This window comes from Sphingobacteriaceae bacterium, assembly GCA_002319075.1.
GTDB lineage: Bacteria > Bacteroidota > Bacteroidia > B-17B0 > Aurantibacillaceae > Aurantibacillus.
Window position 1 is genome coordinate 4,771,855 of the sequence record NVQB01000001.1, and the last position, 15,114, is coordinate 4,786,968.

At 36.9% G+C, this 15,114-nt stretch carries 17 protein-coding genes; 8 read left to right on the top strand and 9 right to left on the bottom strand.

Translation table 11 applies throughout. From position 1 onward, the window contains the following. Nucleotides 1-86 precede the first annotated feature (86 nt). Both CNR22_20615 and CNR22_20620 read right to left on the bottom strand, forming a co-directional pair. Complete coding sequence (locus tag CNR22_20615; protein ID PBQ34078.1) at nucleotides 87-1,496, bottom strand: hypothetical protein; 1,410 nt, start codon at nucleotides 1,494-1,496, stop codon at nucleotides 87-89. A 116-nt stretch (nucleotides 1,497-1,612) separates the two neighbouring features. After that, nucleotides 1,613-2,029 (bottom strand): aminoacyl-tRNA hydrolase, encoded by a 417-nt coding sequence (locus CNR22_20620; GenBank protein PBQ34079.1) that lies wholly within the window; start codon nucleotides 2,027-2,029, stop codon nucleotides 1,613-1,615. Nucleotides 2,030-2,182: 153 nt separating this feature from the next. Here CNR22_20620 and CNR22_20625 point away from each other — a divergent pair, with 153 nt between their 5' ends. Continuing rightward, nucleotides 2,183-3,448, top strand: coding sequence for a hypothetical protein (locus CNR22_20625; GenBank protein PBQ34080.1), 1,266 nt, complete (start codon nucleotides 2,183-2,185; stop codon nucleotides 3,446-3,448). A 7-nt stretch (nucleotides 3,449-3,455) separates the two neighbouring features. On the opposite strand, the gene CNR22_20630 is transcribed toward CNR22_20625, so the two are convergent. After that, on the bottom strand, nucleotides 3,456-3,998 hold the full coding sequence (locus CNR22_20630) for a hypothetical protein (protein PBQ34967.1): 543 nt from the start codon (nucleotides 3,996-3,998) through the stop codon (nucleotides 3,456-3,458). A 129-nt stretch (nucleotides 3,999-4,127) separates the two neighbouring features. On the opposite strand from CNR22_20630, the gene CNR22_20635 reads away from it, so the two are divergent. Beyond that, nucleotides 4,128-4,337, top strand: a complete 210-nt coding sequence (locus tag CNR22_20635) for a PhnA protein (GenBank protein ID PBQ34081.1) — start codon at nucleotides 4,128-4,130, stop codon at nucleotides 4,335-4,337. Between the two features lie 15 nt (nucleotides 4,338-4,352). Then, a complete protein-coding gene (locus CNR22_20640) occupies nucleotides 4,353-5,204 on the top strand; it encodes a cyanophycinase (protein PBQ34082.1) in 852 nt (283 codons plus the stop codon). A gap of 7 nt (nucleotides 5,205-5,211) precedes the next feature. Here CNR22_20640 and CNR22_20645 read toward each other — a convergent pair whose 3' ends face one another. From CNR22_20645 to CNR22_20665, 5 genes are all read right to left on the bottom strand, one after another. Continuing rightward, entirely contained in the window at nucleotides 5,212-6,222 is a 1,011-nt protein-coding gene (locus tag CNR22_20645; protein ID PBQ34083.1) for a hypothetical protein, read from the bottom strand. Between the two features lie 230 nt (nucleotides 6,223-6,452). Next, nucleotides 6,453-6,911: a MarR family transcriptional regulator gene (locus tag CNR22_20650; protein PBQ34084.1), complete on the bottom strand. Its 459-nt coding sequence runs from the start codon at nucleotides 6,909-6,911 to the stop codon at nucleotides 6,453-6,455. Nucleotides 6,912-6,983: 72 nt separating this feature from the next. Beyond that, nucleotides 6,984-7,586, bottom strand: coding sequence for a hypothetical protein (locus CNR22_20655; protein ID PBQ34085.1), 603 nt, complete (start codon nucleotides 7,584-7,586; stop codon nucleotides 6,984-6,986). Between the two features lie 116 nt (nucleotides 7,587-7,702). After that, nucleotides 7,703-8,374: a hypothetical protein gene (locus tag CNR22_20660; GenBank protein PBQ34086.1), complete on the bottom strand. Its 672-nt coding sequence runs from the start codon at nucleotides 8,372-8,374 to the stop codon at nucleotides 7,703-7,705. After that, nucleotides 8,371-8,553, bottom strand: coding sequence for a hypothetical protein (locus CNR22_20665; protein ID PBQ34087.1), 183 nt, complete (start codon nucleotides 8,551-8,553; stop codon nucleotides 8,371-8,373). Before CNR22_20665 ends, CNR22_20660 begins: the two co-directional genes overlap by 4 nt. On the opposite strand from CNR22_20665, the gene CNR22_20670 reads away from it, so the two are divergent. The 3 genes from CNR22_20670 (at nucleotide 8,540) to CNR22_20680 (ending at nucleotide 11,368) form a co-directional block, all read left to right on the top strand. After that, nucleotides 8,540-9,271: a macrolide ABC transporter ATP-binding protein gene (locus tag CNR22_20670; protein PBQ34088.1), complete on the top strand. Its 732-nt coding sequence runs from the start codon at nucleotides 8,540-8,542 to the stop codon at nucleotides 9,269-9,271. The two genes, CNR22_20665 and CNR22_20670, sit on opposite strands and share 14 nt — an antisense overlap. 111 nt (nucleotides 9,272-9,382) lie before the next feature. Next, nucleotides 9,383-10,114 carry a hypothetical protein gene (locus CNR22_20675; GenBank protein ID PBQ34089.1) on the top strand — a complete coding sequence of 244 codons (732 nt, stop codon included), beginning with the start codon at nucleotides 9,383-9,385 and terminating at the stop codon, nucleotides 10,112-10,114. A gap of 6 nt (nucleotides 10,115-10,120) precedes the next feature. Beyond that, nucleotides 10,121-11,368, top strand: a complete 1,248-nt coding sequence (locus CNR22_20680; protein ID PBQ34090.1) for a 3-deoxy-D-manno-octulosonic acid transferase — start codon at nucleotides 10,121-10,123, stop codon at nucleotides 11,366-11,368. Between the two features lie 56 nt (nucleotides 11,369-11,424). On the opposite strand, the gene CNR22_20685 is transcribed toward CNR22_20680, so the two are convergent. Further along, nucleotides 11,425-12,549: a glycosyltransferase gene (locus tag CNR22_20685; protein PBQ34091.1), complete on the bottom strand. Its 1,125-nt coding sequence runs from the start codon at nucleotides 12,547-12,549 to the stop codon at nucleotides 11,425-11,427. Nucleotides 12,550-12,611: 62 nt separating this feature from the next. On the opposite strand from CNR22_20685, the gene CNR22_20690 reads away from it, so the two are divergent. Both CNR22_20690 and CNR22_20695 read left to right on the top strand, forming a co-directional pair. Continuing rightward, nucleotides 12,612-14,078 (top strand): hypothetical protein, encoded by a 1,467-nt coding sequence (locus tag CNR22_20690; protein ID PBQ34092.1) that lies wholly within the window; start codon nucleotides 12,612-12,614, stop codon nucleotides 14,076-14,078. Nucleotides 14,079-14,081: 3 nt separating this feature from the next. Next, nucleotides 14,082-15,074, top strand: coding sequence for a hypothetical protein (locus CNR22_20695; protein ID PBQ34093.1), 993 nt, complete (start codon nucleotides 14,082-14,084; stop codon nucleotides 15,072-15,074). Nucleotides 15,075-15,114 lie beyond the last annotated feature (40 nt).

Here is a 15,114-nt window from a genome sequence, read left to right on the forward strand (position 1 = left end):
TTCTCAATGTTGACCTTGATTTAACGAATGATTTGCAATTTTATTGTTAAGATCCACGCACGTTTTTCCCAAGCCTGATCTCGGATTTATTTACGTAAACCGGGCTTTTTTCGATTTAATAAAAATTGCTTTAAATCATCAGAATAATACAAAGCTCCAAGGAGTAGAAATAACATCGCCGGACTTCTGTACCTAAAGATGGCGCCGCTGTTAGGCGCCGTAAATCCTATTAAAAGACAAAGTGCTAGAGTGAAAAATAAAAACACCAGAACTAGAAACTTCTGCCTTTTTATTTTTATCAAACCGAACAACACGATGATTAGAGCCGCAAGGATGACTAGGTTTTCAGCCGCCGCGAGTACTTGTATAGCGCTTTTTGCTGAGAAGAATGTCGGGTAAAATAAGGTGTAATAAAGACAAGCACCCGCAATCGCCACTATATTGGAAGTAGGCAATAGTATATTAGAATTGCTTGGCTCAATACTATAGGCTAACTCATAAACAGAAGTTGTATCGCTGTTTAAGGGCACAAACAAAGTGTCGTTTTCGCTTCCCCGCCAATACATATAAGAACTATTTTTTTTGATCCGGAAGTGATTTTCTTTGTCACGGATAATTTGATTTGTGTCGTTGGTTAAACGTATAAAAGTGATCGAATCACTTAAGAAAATGCCTCCTTTTGAGATACCAGTGAAGCGCTGTTGGTGCCTGGTTGCAGCTTCTGAAAGAGATCTGTGTTTTACCAAAATGGATAGTGTATTAGCAGTCATAATCAGCACACAAATAATAGAAAAATATACAAGTATTTTTTTATTGATTTTTTTAGAATGATGAATCACAAAAAATAATCCAAAACAAAACACTGAAAACAGAAGCAGATAGGGTTTTAAAAGCAGCGATAAGAATAAAAGGAAAAGTAACCATAACCCTTTAAAAATAAAGAACTTGCCGTCGATGAAACCTTTCAGCTGAAACAAAACATTACCAAGAATAAAAATGGTAATTCCTTCTTTTAATAATGCTCCGGTATAAAACCAGAGCGATGGAAAAAAGCAAAATAGGAAAAGCACTTGCACTTCTTTGCCAATAAACCATTCTTTGAATGTTTTGTATAAAAAAAAGAGGCCTCCGAAACTTAAAAAGCAACTAAATAGAGCGTGAACAGGGTAGCACCCAAAAGTAAACACGTTAAGTAAAACATGTACTCTTATAACAACCCGGTTATCATTGTAGAAATAATCTTTTGCAGTACCATTGTCCCAATTCAAAGTGTTTTTTAAAACATGCTCGTAGTCTGCAGAGCCAGGATTGTCGTTTTGTAATCCAAAAATAAGGCGGACCAAAAAATTAAAATCGGTTTTGCCATAATCGTAAATTGTTGTTACATCATGGTAAAATTTACCTGTGTCCAGATTGTTTATCCCACCATACAGTTTTGTATGCAGATAGAGAAAAACAGGAACAGCGAGCGCTTTTCCAAAAAAGAACAAACTCAATTTTTTACCGGTAATACTCGTATCTTCAAGTAGCCCAAAGAAGCCATTGAAGTAGATCAGGCTTAAGAATATTAGCAGGTATAAACTATAGACGATCAAAATTCAGGAAACCGGAATTAATAATCCGTTATCTTTTTACGCATTTCTTTTTTTTCACCGCGTTGCTTTTTATTATCCAGTTTTTTCTCCTTTGCCCCTTTCCCTGGTTTAGTGGGAACGCGTTTTTTAACAGGTTTCAGGAGTTTGTTAAGTAAGGCAATAAGTTTGGTTTTTGCCTCTTCTTTATTTTCAAGTTGACTGCGGTGTTTGTTGCCAACGATCTGGATCACCGATCCTCCAATAAGATCCGTGTACTTTCTTAAGATCGCTTCTTTTTGTCTTTCACTCAGGGCAGTGGAAGCATTTACATCGAAATCAATAGCCACTTTTGTTTCTACTTTATTCACGTTTTGCCCACCTTTACCGCCAGAACGGGAGGTTTGAAAACTTAATTCTTTTTTCAGGATTTTAAATTCCTGTTCTTCTGTCAACATAATTGGCTCTTCTTGTTTTTAAAAATACAAAAAATTCTTCCATGTATTCTTAGGATTTCATGGATCAGATTAGCACAACTGTTAACAAATAAAGACTCATAATACTTCTCAATTGCTGTATTTTATCTATTCCGGCGCTTTAAATTTATAGCGATGAAATTTTTGTACCTCTTTTGTCTTTTAACTTTCTTATCAGCTGCACAAAGCATTCAACAATGCAAACAACGCTTCGATACTTATCTTAATTTTCGTGGATCTTTAACCGGGGAGGTTAAATTTGAATCGGATGCTATTTACCTGCTTAATGCGGGCAAGAAGGAATTCGCTGTTTACGAAAATGAAATAAAAGTGTTGTCAGAATTCCTGCAACACAGTTCTATCAAACAACAAGAGCAGTTATTTCGAGCAAAAGGAATTAAAAGATTGTCAAAACAACAAATCGATAGTTTGACACTAAGTTTAAGAAAGCCGGAACAACCCAATCTTAAAACACCTGAGCAGCCTCTCAAAGGATACAGAATAGCGCTCGATCCTGGACATTTTTCCACGAATATGACCGACGCACAGTCTGAACAAAAATTTCTTTTTTTTGTACCCGATAGTTCACATGGTAGAGATACCGTCAGAATTTTTGAGAGTCTTCTTACTTTCAACACGGCTCACATTTTAAAAAATTTATTGGAAGCTAAAGGAGCTGAAGTTTTTCTCAGCCGTAATCAATCTGATTTCACTTCTTTTAACTGCACTTACCCCAACTGGATTAAAAATCACCGTAAACGTCATCTCGACAGTTTAAAACAAAATGGATCCTTGTCTGCTGAAAAACACGCTAAACTTTTAAAATGCAATAATTACACCCTGTTCTGGGATTTTTTCAGGGACTATGACCTGGCTAACCGAGCAAATAAAATTAATGCCTATGCGCCAGATGTTACGATTATTATTCATTACAACGTGGACGAGAAAAACGCGCCCTGGAAACAGCACACTAAAAAGAATTTCTCTATGACCTTTATTGGTGGCGCTTTCACAGATCTGGGCAAAATGGAAAGTAAGGTCAACTTTACACGTTTATTACTAAGCGACCAGTTAAATCGTTCAGAAGATCTTTCCGCAAAAACGGTTTCTAATTTTAATAAAATCCTTGAGATTCCAATAGCTAAAGCTATGGATGCAGATTACCTGAAAGATAATTGTCTCATAACTGCCAGCCCGGGTGTGTTTTGTCGTAACCTTGCACTTTGCCGTAAAATTAATTCACCCCTGGTATACGGAGAAAGTTTATACCAGGATAATGAGAAGGAGTCTTCCATGCTTATGCGTTCAGATTTGGACATGTACGGCGTAAAGGCAAACGAGCGCTTAAATAAAGTAGCAACAGCCTATTATAATGCGGTCTTCGATTTCCTGAAAAAATAACACGCTGCTACTTTTTCAATACAGGAACATCCAAATGTATTTCCACCTTATTTCCCATCATCCTGCTCTTTTTGCCTAGGTCATAATCTAAACGATTAATCTCGAAGTCGCCACGAAACCAAGCTGTATCTTGATTTGTAATAAATTCAAAAGGAATGGTAACCGGTTTTGTGAGGTCTTTTATAGTCAGATCTCCTTCTACAATAAAATATTCTCCCACTTTTCTAAAGCTCGTTGAAGCAAAGCTAATTGCGGGAAATTTTTCCACATCAAAAAAATCAGGACTTTTTAAATGGCTGTCTCTTTTTCTGTTTTTTGTAAAGATACTCGATGAGCTTACACTGGCTTTTATAGTAGAGCGCGAAACTTCGTCGGGATAAAATTCAATGTCACTTTTTAAATTCGAAAGACTTCCTTTCACATCCTTTCCAAATGGACCATCAATTTTAAAAGTCACCCGGGCACCTCTCAAAGGCTGCCAGTTGGCCTCAATCAAAAGGCCAGCCGAACAAAGAATACCTATACAAAAAAGCGCTACAATTTTTTTCATGGCTAAATCTTTATCTAAGATAACGATTCTGCCAGAATAAGGCTGAGCAAAGCTTATGCACACTCTAAAGTTTGTGAAAACAGATTTAGATCATTTCTGCCTGCGGAAAATAAAATTACCTTTACCCACATGGAAACAAAAGATAGTAATGGCAATATTCTTGCAGATGGAGATTCAGTAACACTTACAAAAGACCTCAAGGTAAAAGGATCTTCCATCGTTTTAAAAAGAGGCAAAACGGTTAAGAATATTAAGCTTACGGAAGATCCGGCAGAAGTAGATTGTCGTGTTGACGGAAGCAGTATAGTTTTAAGAACAGAGTTTTTGAAAAAAATTTAAACATCCATTTAGTATATGGCACCAAAAGGAAAGCTTCTGATTATTGGGGGACATGAGGAAAAAGGGGACGAAGAAGAAAGCTTAAACGTTGTAAAACGCGTAAAAGGCTATGAACCTTTTGAAATACTTGGCTCTCTTATTAATAAAACCGCCGGGTCAGAGACGATAATCGAAATTATCACATCTGCTTCCTCCGTTCCTGAGGAGATAGAAGAGTGGTACCTTGAAGCTTACAAGCGAGAAGGCTTTCATAAAATTGGCTTCTTACATATGGATAAGTGGACAAGGGATGAGGAAACGGTCTACCTCGAACGCATTAAAAAAGCACACGCCGTTTTTTTTACCGGGGGCGATCAGGTAAAACTGGTTAAAACTATAAAAGGAAGCGAAATTCTTAAAGCTGTTATAAAAAAATACCAGGAAGACGAACAATTTATACTTGCGGGTACCAGCGCCGGAGCCATGTCTCTCTCTGACATTATTATTGAAGATGGTTTGATCGGTGAAGTTCTTTTTAAAGACGATTTGCAGATAGGAAAAGGATTTGGTTTGATTAGTAATATGATTGTAGACACACATTTTATTCAGCGCGGCCGCTTTGCAAGATTAGCGCAGGCAGTGATACAAAATCCTTCCTGTCTGGGGATTGGTCTGAGTGAAAATACATCGTTGCTAATTAGTGGTGAGAATGAAGCAGAATGCAAAGGTTCGGGTATGGTTATTATTATAGATGCCAGTAAAATGGGGCAGAATAATGGTAACGATGCCAACGAGAATACGGCAATAGTGGCTGAAAATCTCACCGTGCATATCCTTGCAGATAGTTGCAAGTTCTTTTTAAAAGATAAAAAATTTGTTATGGCCTAATACTACTTTAGCCCTTTAGAATTTTTTGTTGTCTCTGAACTTTGTCTTTCTCCAGAATTCTAATCACGTATATACCATTTGGAACGTCGTCAATGGCTATAGCAGTGAGTTCTTCAGAGATTTTACTACTATAAATTAATTGACCCAAAGCATTGTAGATCTCCACTCTTGTATTTTGGGTAACATCGCCCAAATGAATTGTAAAGGCTCCGTTATTTGGATTAGGAAACACAGAGAAAATTGATTCTCCCGTTTCCTCTAATGGGAAAGAATTACTTTTTTTACTTACCGAATTTGCCAGGTATTCTGTATAACACAAATCAACATGTTGTGTGAATTCTACGGTACTTTTACATCCAGCAGTATTAATACCGGTAACTTTGTAGGTTTGCGTCTCAATAGGGGTAATAGTCATTTGCGAAGCAATCGGACCAAACTCCCATTCATAATAAGTGGTACCGCTTACAGTAAGCGTTGCTGTTTCATTAGCACATACACTGGTTGCATTACTTGTAACTGTTAAACTTGGACTGGGATAAACCATCACCACCTCCATAGATGTAATTTCGCTGCGAACCCCATTATTTTCTGCTACAGCATAGTAAGTATAATAACCGGTACTGAGAATGGGAGTTATAAAAATCGGGCCTGTTGCTACAGGAGTGCCAAGCGGCGGTGGAACGGTGTACCAGTATATAGAATGCCCGCTGGTTGCCGTTAAACGTGTGCTGTGACCTGTACAAATTTCTAGGTCACTCGCATGGCTGGTTAGTATAGGAGCCGCGGGTTGTGCAAAAGAATTGTAAGTTGATAGGTTTAATCTCTCCAGGTCCGATAAATAAGAATACTCACCTCTCTCAAAAAATAATCCCGATGAATAGTCTAACGACAATAGGTTTTCATGTACAGAAGTGTGCGTTGCGGGAAATATCTGGGCACTGATTGACAGGCTATAAAAAACAAGCAGTATTGAAATTTTGCTTTTCATAAATTGGGTCCTTATGAATACAACAGGCATTCTTTATTCAAATGCCGCGTTGTTTTGTCTATTTTTTTAATGTGTTTAAGAGTAAAACAATCTGTATGGTGTGTCGCCAAACAGTTTGTGCCTGGCTAAAAGTACTTAAAAAAAATAAAATGCCAAACAAATTTTTCGCTGAAAATTAGATAAAGGTTGAAAACCACCCTATGAAAAGGGGGTTTTACCGGAATAAGATGAGAAAATGTGGTTTTATGAAGGATTTAAAATCATTGTCCTTTGCCGCGAAGCTCATCCAGCAAGGTATTAAGCTGTAGCACCTGGTCAGGGTTCAGGCTTTTAAAAATATCTTTCGTCGATTCGTCAATGTAATCAAGCTCTTTCAGCAACTTAAGTCCCGAATCAGAAATAAGTAAATTCACACTTCTACGATCACTCGGGCATTCATTACGTATCACGTATTCTTTTGCTACAAGCTTGTCTACAATACGTGAAGCATCGCTCATACGGTCAAGCATACGTTCTTTCACAAGTTTTAAATGACAGGGAGTAGGGTGCTGGCCTCTTAAAATGCGAAGAACATTGTATTGTTGAACGGTAAGGTCCAGATTCTTGAAAAATTCACTGTAATGATTGTTCAGCCAATTAGTCGTGTAAAACAGGTTCACAGCCAGTTTTTGATATTCTGTCTTGAACGATTTTTGTTGTATTTCATCTTCGAGCTTCATGGCGCTAAATCAGACTTTAAAAAAAAAGGACACAAGGCGTCTGAATCCCTGTGTCCTCACCAATAAGAACTATTATTTTTCTTTGTTTAACTCAATGTTCAGGTTAATTTGAACCTCTTCACTTACAGCAACACCACCAGCTTCTAAAGCAGCATTCCAAGCTAAACCGAAATCTTTACGGTTGATAACACCTGTAACTTTGAAACCATTTTTAATGTTTCCGTATGGATCTTTTACTGTTTTTGCAGCACCAATCGCGTTTAATTTTACTCTTTTAGTAACACCATGCATAGTTAAATCACCTTCTAAAATATAAGCTGTTTTACCACCTTTTGGATCTGGTTTCATGCTAACACTTTTAAAAGTAATAGAAGGAAATTTTTCAACGTCAAAAAAGTCAGCACTTTTTAAGTGACCGTCACGCTTAGGATCTTCTGTATTGATAGAAGCTGGATCAGCAGTAAATTCAATTTTAGCATCTGTAAAATCCATTTCACTTTTTGAACTTGCAGTTCCGTCAAATACTTTAAATTTTCCTTCTGTTTCGCTAACCATCATGTGGGTTACAGAGAATCCAAGTTTTGAATGGGAAGCATCTACTTTCCAGTTAACTTGTGCAAATGTTGCAGACATCATTAATAACGACGCAGCTGCAGTTGTAAATACTTTTTTCATTTTTGTTTGTTTTATAATTATAGGGCAAATGTATGTTATAACATCTAATGTTTAAACATCTAATTGTTAAATTTTTGTAAGCGAAATGTTATTGTAATGATTTTTAGTCGGTTACTTTAGCTTAAAGAAAATAACTTTTGCTCACCTGAACCGAGATCGTTAAGCTCGTAACTGTCAACACGAATTCTTTTTAATTCGGTTACAGTAAATCCGAGGGTCTTGCACATACGCCGTATTTGTCTGTTCTTGCCTTCTTTTAAAATGATCTTAATTTGATTGTCATCCATTCGCACACAATAACAGGGTGCGGTAAGGTAATCTCCTAATTGAACGCCGTTTTGAAAACTGGTAAAAAAATCTTCCGTAGGTGTTCTATTTAAACGCACCAAATATTCTTTTTCTTTTTCAAATTTCGGATTACACATCTTTTCTACCCATTTTCCATCATTGCTTAAAAGCATCAGGCCTTCCGATTGTTTGTCGAGTCGCCCCGCTATTGCCAGATCAGGATTATTGGGAAAGAAAGTGGAGAGATTTTCTGAGATGTTTTTGTTTAAAGTGCTTTCATATCCGGTTGGTTTATGAAATTTTAAATACACAAACTCCTTTTTCAAACGCTCAATTTTTCCATTCACTTTTATTTCAGAATGATCTTCGAGAAAAACGTTTTCGAAAATTTGCAGAGAATCAATTTCTACCAGGCCTTTTTCAATAAGTTCTGCGGCTGCCTTATTACTGAGCATTAAGGTATGCACTAAAAAATATTTTATTCTTCGGTAAAAACTCATTTTAAAAGTTTAAAGTTAAATGTTATTATTAAACGCCGTAATCTTAAATCCATCAAGGTTTTAATCGAACCATCTTTTTCTGCAAAGCCTGAAGCATTAAACAAAATATCCGAAATTGTTACGAGTGGTTTTTTAATCATGTTGTAAAGGCCTAATTTTACAGCAGTGGAAGAACTCATTTCAATAAGAAGTTTAAAAAAGACTTATAAAATAGGCGACGAGATCATAGAAGCGCTTAAAGATGTGTCGCTAAGTATTTATAAAAATGAGTATGTAGCACTCATGGGTCCTTCCGGCAGCGGCAAGTCTACCCTGATGAATACCCTTGGTTGTCTCGATAGTCCTACTTCTGGTCAATACATTTTAAATGGTCTTTCGGTAGCGCAAATGACGGACAATGAATTGGCAGAAGTGCGCAACAAAGAAATAGGTTTTGTTTTCCAGACTTTTAATTTGTTGCCCCGGGCTACAACACTGGATAATGTTGCTCTGCCGTTGGTTTATGCCGGTTTCAGCAAAGCAGACCGGGAAAAACGCGCAAAAGAAGTTTTAGAAAGTGTTGGCTTGGGTAATCGCATGAATCATAAGCCAAATGAATTAAGCGGTGGACAACGCCAGCGTGTGGCCATTGCCCGAGCACTGGTTAACAATCCCGCCATCATTCTTGCCGATGAGCCAACCGGAAATCTCGATAGTAAAACTTCTGTCGAAATTATGGGGCTTTTTGAAGAGATACACAAAAAAGGAAATACAATCATTCTTGTTACTCATGAGGAAGACATAGCTCTTCATGCCCACCGCATAGTACGTTTAAAAGATGGGCTTGTAGAAAGCGATTCTTTGAATACAAAAATCACCACCTACAAAAACCGCATGGAAGAAATGGATAAAAACTGATTGTTTTTGTCATTTCCATTTTTTGCCCGATTTTAACCAGATAAACAGATTTTAAGCAATTTGGGTTAATCGGTTTTTTAATCCCATAATATCACTTAATTTTAAGGCCTTATGAGATTCCTGATTCCGCTCTTATTTTTATCTTTTTTCCTGCAGGGGCAAAAGGATTCTGCAATAACTGTTCCTTTAGTTGGAGTTAATTTTGGAGGACAAATCCCTTATGGAGATTTAGCCAATCGTTTTGGTTTAAATTTAAGGGCCGGTGGTTCTTTCCTGATCAAAACAAAAAAGAACTGGATCTATGGCCTTGATGCATTTTACATATTTGGAAGAAATGTAAAAGAAGATGTTCTTGTAAATCTTAAAACCCCCGAAGGCTATGTTACCGACAATGAGGGCTATCCTGCAGATCTGCGGATAACAGAGCGTGGCATCGGAGTTCATGCACACTTCGGACGCATCTTTAATATTGATAAGAGCTTCCCCAATTCGGGTATTATGGTAACCGTTGGCATAGGCTATTTGCAACACAAGGTTAATCTTTACGACGCACAAAATCGTGTAGCGGCTATATATAAAGATCTTAAAAAAGGCTACGACCGTTTTAGTGGAGGGCCCTCCATAAGTCAGTTCATTGGCTATTTGCATCTCAGTGAGAATAGGCTTTTAAACTTTTACCTCGGTTTTGAATCATACCAAACCTTCGCGAAAAGTTTCAGAAAATTAAACTACACCACGGGACTACCTGATACAAAACAACGCTTCGACGGACTTTTAGGCTTCAGGGCAGGTTGGATTCTTCCACTTTACAAAAAGAAACCTAACGAATTTTATTATAATTAATTCTGAATGTTTTTTTACAATTTTATCGTTCGTTTATACGGCTTTGTAATTCTTGCAGCTTCTCTCAGAAAAGAAAAAGCAAAACAATGGGTGCGCGGAAGAAAGAACTGGAGATTGGAACTTAGCCGCAAAATCGCCCCTTTTGCAGGACGTAAAAGAGTATGGGTGCATTGCGCCTCTTATGGCGAGTTCGAGCAGGGACGACCGCTAATGGAAGCCATTCGTAAACAACATCCGGATTATGTAATAGTGCTTAGTTTCTTTTCACCAAGCGGATATGAAGCATTTAAAACCTGGAGCGGAGCTGATCTTATTTGTTATCTTCCGTTGGACACCAGGGCGAATGCAAAAGCGTTTATTAGTAGTATTAATCCGAACATAGCTCTTTTTATTAAATACGAATTCTGGGTAAATTTTTTATTCCGCTTAAAAAAACAAAATATTCCAACATTCCTGGTTTCAGCGGTTTTTAAGCCACACCACCCTTTCTTTAAATGGTATGGAGGCTTATTCAGAAGATCTTTAAAAACGTTCACAGAATTATTTATCCAGGATGATGCCTCCGCTGCTTTATTGCAAAGTATAGGGATGAAGAACTACGAAGTGTGCGGTGATACGCGTTTTGACCGGGTGGTGGAGATAAAAAATAATTTTACGCCGCTTCCGTTTTTTGAAGAATTTTGCGGTAACAAAAAAGTAATTATTGCGGGAAGTACCTGGCCCAAAGATGAAGAACTTTTAATTGAGATGTTTAAAAATTTAAATGATCCTGATTTGAAACTAATTTTAGCACCGCATCATGTGGATGATAAAACCATTCAAAACCTTGAGAACCTGCTTTCAAAAAACGATCTCGTTTATACTTTGTATAGCGACCAAAAACAAAATTCCGCTTCGTCCATCCTAATCGTAAATGCGATGGGTCTCCTAAACAAGATTTACCATTACGCGACTGTCACTTATATTGGCGGTGGTTTCAACTCCGGTATTCATAATTGTCTTGAGCCCGCAGTGTATTTAAAACCCGTTCTTTTTTACGGTGGTGACGATTATCACAAATACAATGAAGCTATAGACCTTCTTAAGATGGGCGCCGCAAAAAATGTTTCTAACGCCAATGAAGCAGAAAAAGAAATCCTTCATTTTTTAAATTCACACGAGGAAATTAAAAAAGTGGAAGAGAGATTAAGTACTTATTTCGCGAAAAATTCAGGAACTACGGAGAAGGTGCTTGGGTTTATTAATTGGGACTAGGGCAGGTCTTGGAACAGATTCGTGAAATCAAAATTCATCAAAGATGCATTCCAGTCCTAGTCTGTCGTTTTTAAAACACTCTCCCACAACAAATCCGCACTCTTATCCCATGAAAACTTCTGTTTCTGAATTCTTCCTTTTTGTATAAGAGCATTCCTTAAAGCCTCTTCACCGTACATACGAAGCATGGCATTTTTTACGTCGTGAATTTCTGTCGGATTTACAAGTAATGCGGCATCTCCGGCAATCTCTGGCAAACTGGTTACATTACTGGTAATGATAGGAACTTCTGCCTCCATAGCTTCCACTAAAGGAATGCCGAAGCCTTCGTAATAGGGTATAAAAGTCAATGCAGTGGCGCTCCCTAAAACAAGTCCAAGATCCTCATCGCTTAATCTTCCGGTAAAAATGATGTCTTCTTTATAAGCACTTTCTTCAAGGGTTTTGTTTATGTCCGAAAGTCCCCAAAAGCCAGGCCCTGCAAGCACTAACTTAAAATCAGAATGACTTTCTTTCTTAAACTCAGAAAAGGCCCTGATCAGAGAAGGGATGTTTTTTCGCGGATGTAAAGAACCCACATTCACAAAATAGTTTTTTCCGTAGGAGAACTTTTCTTTGGTTTTTTGTTTCGTGAGCTCATCTAAAGGTTTAAAAAAGGAATGAATACCATTGTAAACCACATCAATCTTAGAAGCTTCGATTTTGTAATTTGAAATGAGCTCTTGTTTACTGAATTCCGAAACAGTAGCTATTCTGCTAGCTTCTTTCGCAAACCTGGGGAAGTAATAATTATAATATTTAGCGGTCAGCCATTTACTATCCTTTGGGTAATGTATAAAGTTAAGATCGTGAATCACCGGCAATTGCTTGCAGGGAGCTCCAAGACTTAAAAATCCATCAGGAGACAGGAACAAATCGGGTTTCATTTTAGTAAGCACACCCTTAACGGATAATTGTAACCAGGCATAATACAAAAAGGGGTGACGCGCCTGAGGAGAAACAACCAATGGCGTAATATTATCCGAAAAAATGAACTCCTCGTCAAAGGGTCGGTCAAATAAAAATACAAAGTGAACATTCGGGTTTTTCCGGGTAATACGTTTCAGGGTCTGGTAACCAAACCAACCAATTCCCTCAAGTCGGTTTTTCAATAATAACCGGGTATTAACAACGATCTGCACCCCGCAAATCTATGAATTAGATTAGTAAAAGCGATAAAAAAAACTATCTTTGTCCGCTTTTAATGCAAAAGAAAAAGTTCATACTCGACCTCGCCATCCTGATCATCCTTAATCTCCTTATTAAGCCATTCTGGACTGTAATTATTGAGCCAAAAGTTCAGGGGCAAATGGGAAATATAACTTATGGTGAGTATTTTACTATTTTCCAATTCTCTTTATTACTCAATATATTTTTAGATTTTGGCTTAACCAATTTTAATAATAAAAACATTGCACAATACAGTCATTTACTGAGTAAACATTTTGGTAAAATGTTAAGCCTGAAGTTTACACTTGGCTTATTGTACTTTGTGGTTTCTTTTTCTATTGGTTATTTACTTTTCGGGTACAACGTTCAGCTGCTTGTCATTTTATGCCTCAATAGTTTTTTATTAAGTTTAAACGTGTTTTTACGTTCAAACTTACAGGCCCTGCATTTATTTAGATTAGATAGCTTTATTTCTGTTTTAGACAGGGTAATACAAATAATCATTGTTTTAGCAATGCTATTCAACATGTTTTGGTTAAAGCTTTCTATTATGAACTTTGCGTATGCGCAGACGGTGGGTTATGCGCTTACAGGATTAATTTGTTTTATAGTTGTAATAAGAAAAACACTCACTTTTACATTAAACTGGGACTGGCACTTTAATATTTTAATTTTAAAAAAGAGTTTACCTTATGCTGTATTGGTTTTGTTGATGACGTTTTACAATCGCCTCGATCCCATTATGATTCAGGAGCTACTACAGGGTGATCTGGGAAAAGAGCAAAGCGCTATTTATGGAAAGAGTTTTAGGTTATTAGATGCAGCCAATCAAATAGCAATGTTATTCTCCATTCAGTTGATTCCTTTATTCAGCAGGATGATAAAAAATAAAGAAAACATGGAAAACATTGTGAAATTATCTTTCACATTATTGGTTACACCGGCATTAATCGTCTCAATAAGTACTATTTTTTATGCTCAACATTTTTTTGAAAAAATAAATTACTCTACAAATGCTGCCTACGATGCGGCTGAAGGCTATGAGATTTTGGCAGTGTTGATGAATTGCTTTACTGCAGTTTCATTAACATGTATTTTTGGAACACTTTTAACGGCCAATGGCGATTTAAAAAAATTAAACATAATGGCTTTTGGAGGCATTTTGGTTAATTTAATCTTAAATTTTCTTTTAATTCCAAGGTATCAGGCCATGGGTAGTGCAATTGCAAGTTTAATTACACAGTTTCTTACCGGATTTTATCAGGTATACCTGTCTTACAAAGTGTTTAATTTCAAGGTGAACAAACGTTTGTTGAGGTCCTTGTTTTTCTTCATTGCGGGTTTATTTTTTATTAATTATTTCACCTGGGATTTACTGGGCAAAGATGGCGACAGTTGGATGTTTAATTTTGTTATAATGCTTATCTTTAGTGGTTTATTAGCCTTTGTTACTGGTATGGTAAATCCTAAATCAGTATTACGTTTTATTAAATACAAATAAATTATGGTTGAGAATATTTCAGCAAGAGAGCTGATCGAAAAAGTTATTGAGTGGAGAAAAAAGTTTCTGTGGATTACTATAGTAACTGCAATTGTTACCGGAGTCATCGTTTTTTTGATGCCTAAACAATACAAATCTACTGCTATTGTTTTTCCGGCCCGCCAGTTTTCGGTATCAAAATTAGTTATCGAAGCAAACGCAGGTAACCAGGAAGATTACATGATGTATGGTGATGCAGATGATTGCGAAAAACTAATGCAGATTTTCGCAACAGACGATATTAAAATTAAAGTGGCTGACCGCTTTAACCTTTGGGAGCGTTGGAAATTGAAAGATACAGTATTTGCTCTGCATTTCTTAAAACAAAAGTGGGACGATCAGGTAACCATTAAACGCACAGAATACAACAGTATCAAAATTGAAGTTTTAGACTATACTGCTGATAGTGCAGCCTTTGTAGCTAATGGTATTTCGGATTATTGTGACTCTATTCGTTTCGATATGAACAGGAAACTTTCGGGCCAGGTTCTCAAAATTGTGAAAATGGAATACGACAGCACTATAGCAAGAATGAAAATTCTGGAAGACAGTTTAAATGTTCTCAGGGGCTTAGGTGTTTTTCACTACAAGGAGCAAGTAAAAGCTTATTCAAAAAGTTACGCGAAAGCTATAGAAAAAAATGATGTAGCGGCAATGAAACGGTTTGAAGCAAAATTTGATACCCTGAAAAAATATGGTGGTGCTTACCAGAACATTCATGATAACCTCGAAAAGTATGGTTCGAAATATCCTGATATTAAAATGAAATACGATGAGGCAAAAGTAAATTACAACACTTTGGTGCCAAATAAATTTGTAGTTCAAAAAGCTCAGGGCGATGAATTTAAAGCTAAACCAAAGAGAATGACCATTATAGCCATCACAGTTCTGGCAGCTAACTTTATGGGATTATTCTTTCTCTTATTCAGAGATAAATTTGGCAAAGCAGAACACTAGAAGCTTTACCTGAATTAATTTTAAATCCAAGCGCTTTGAC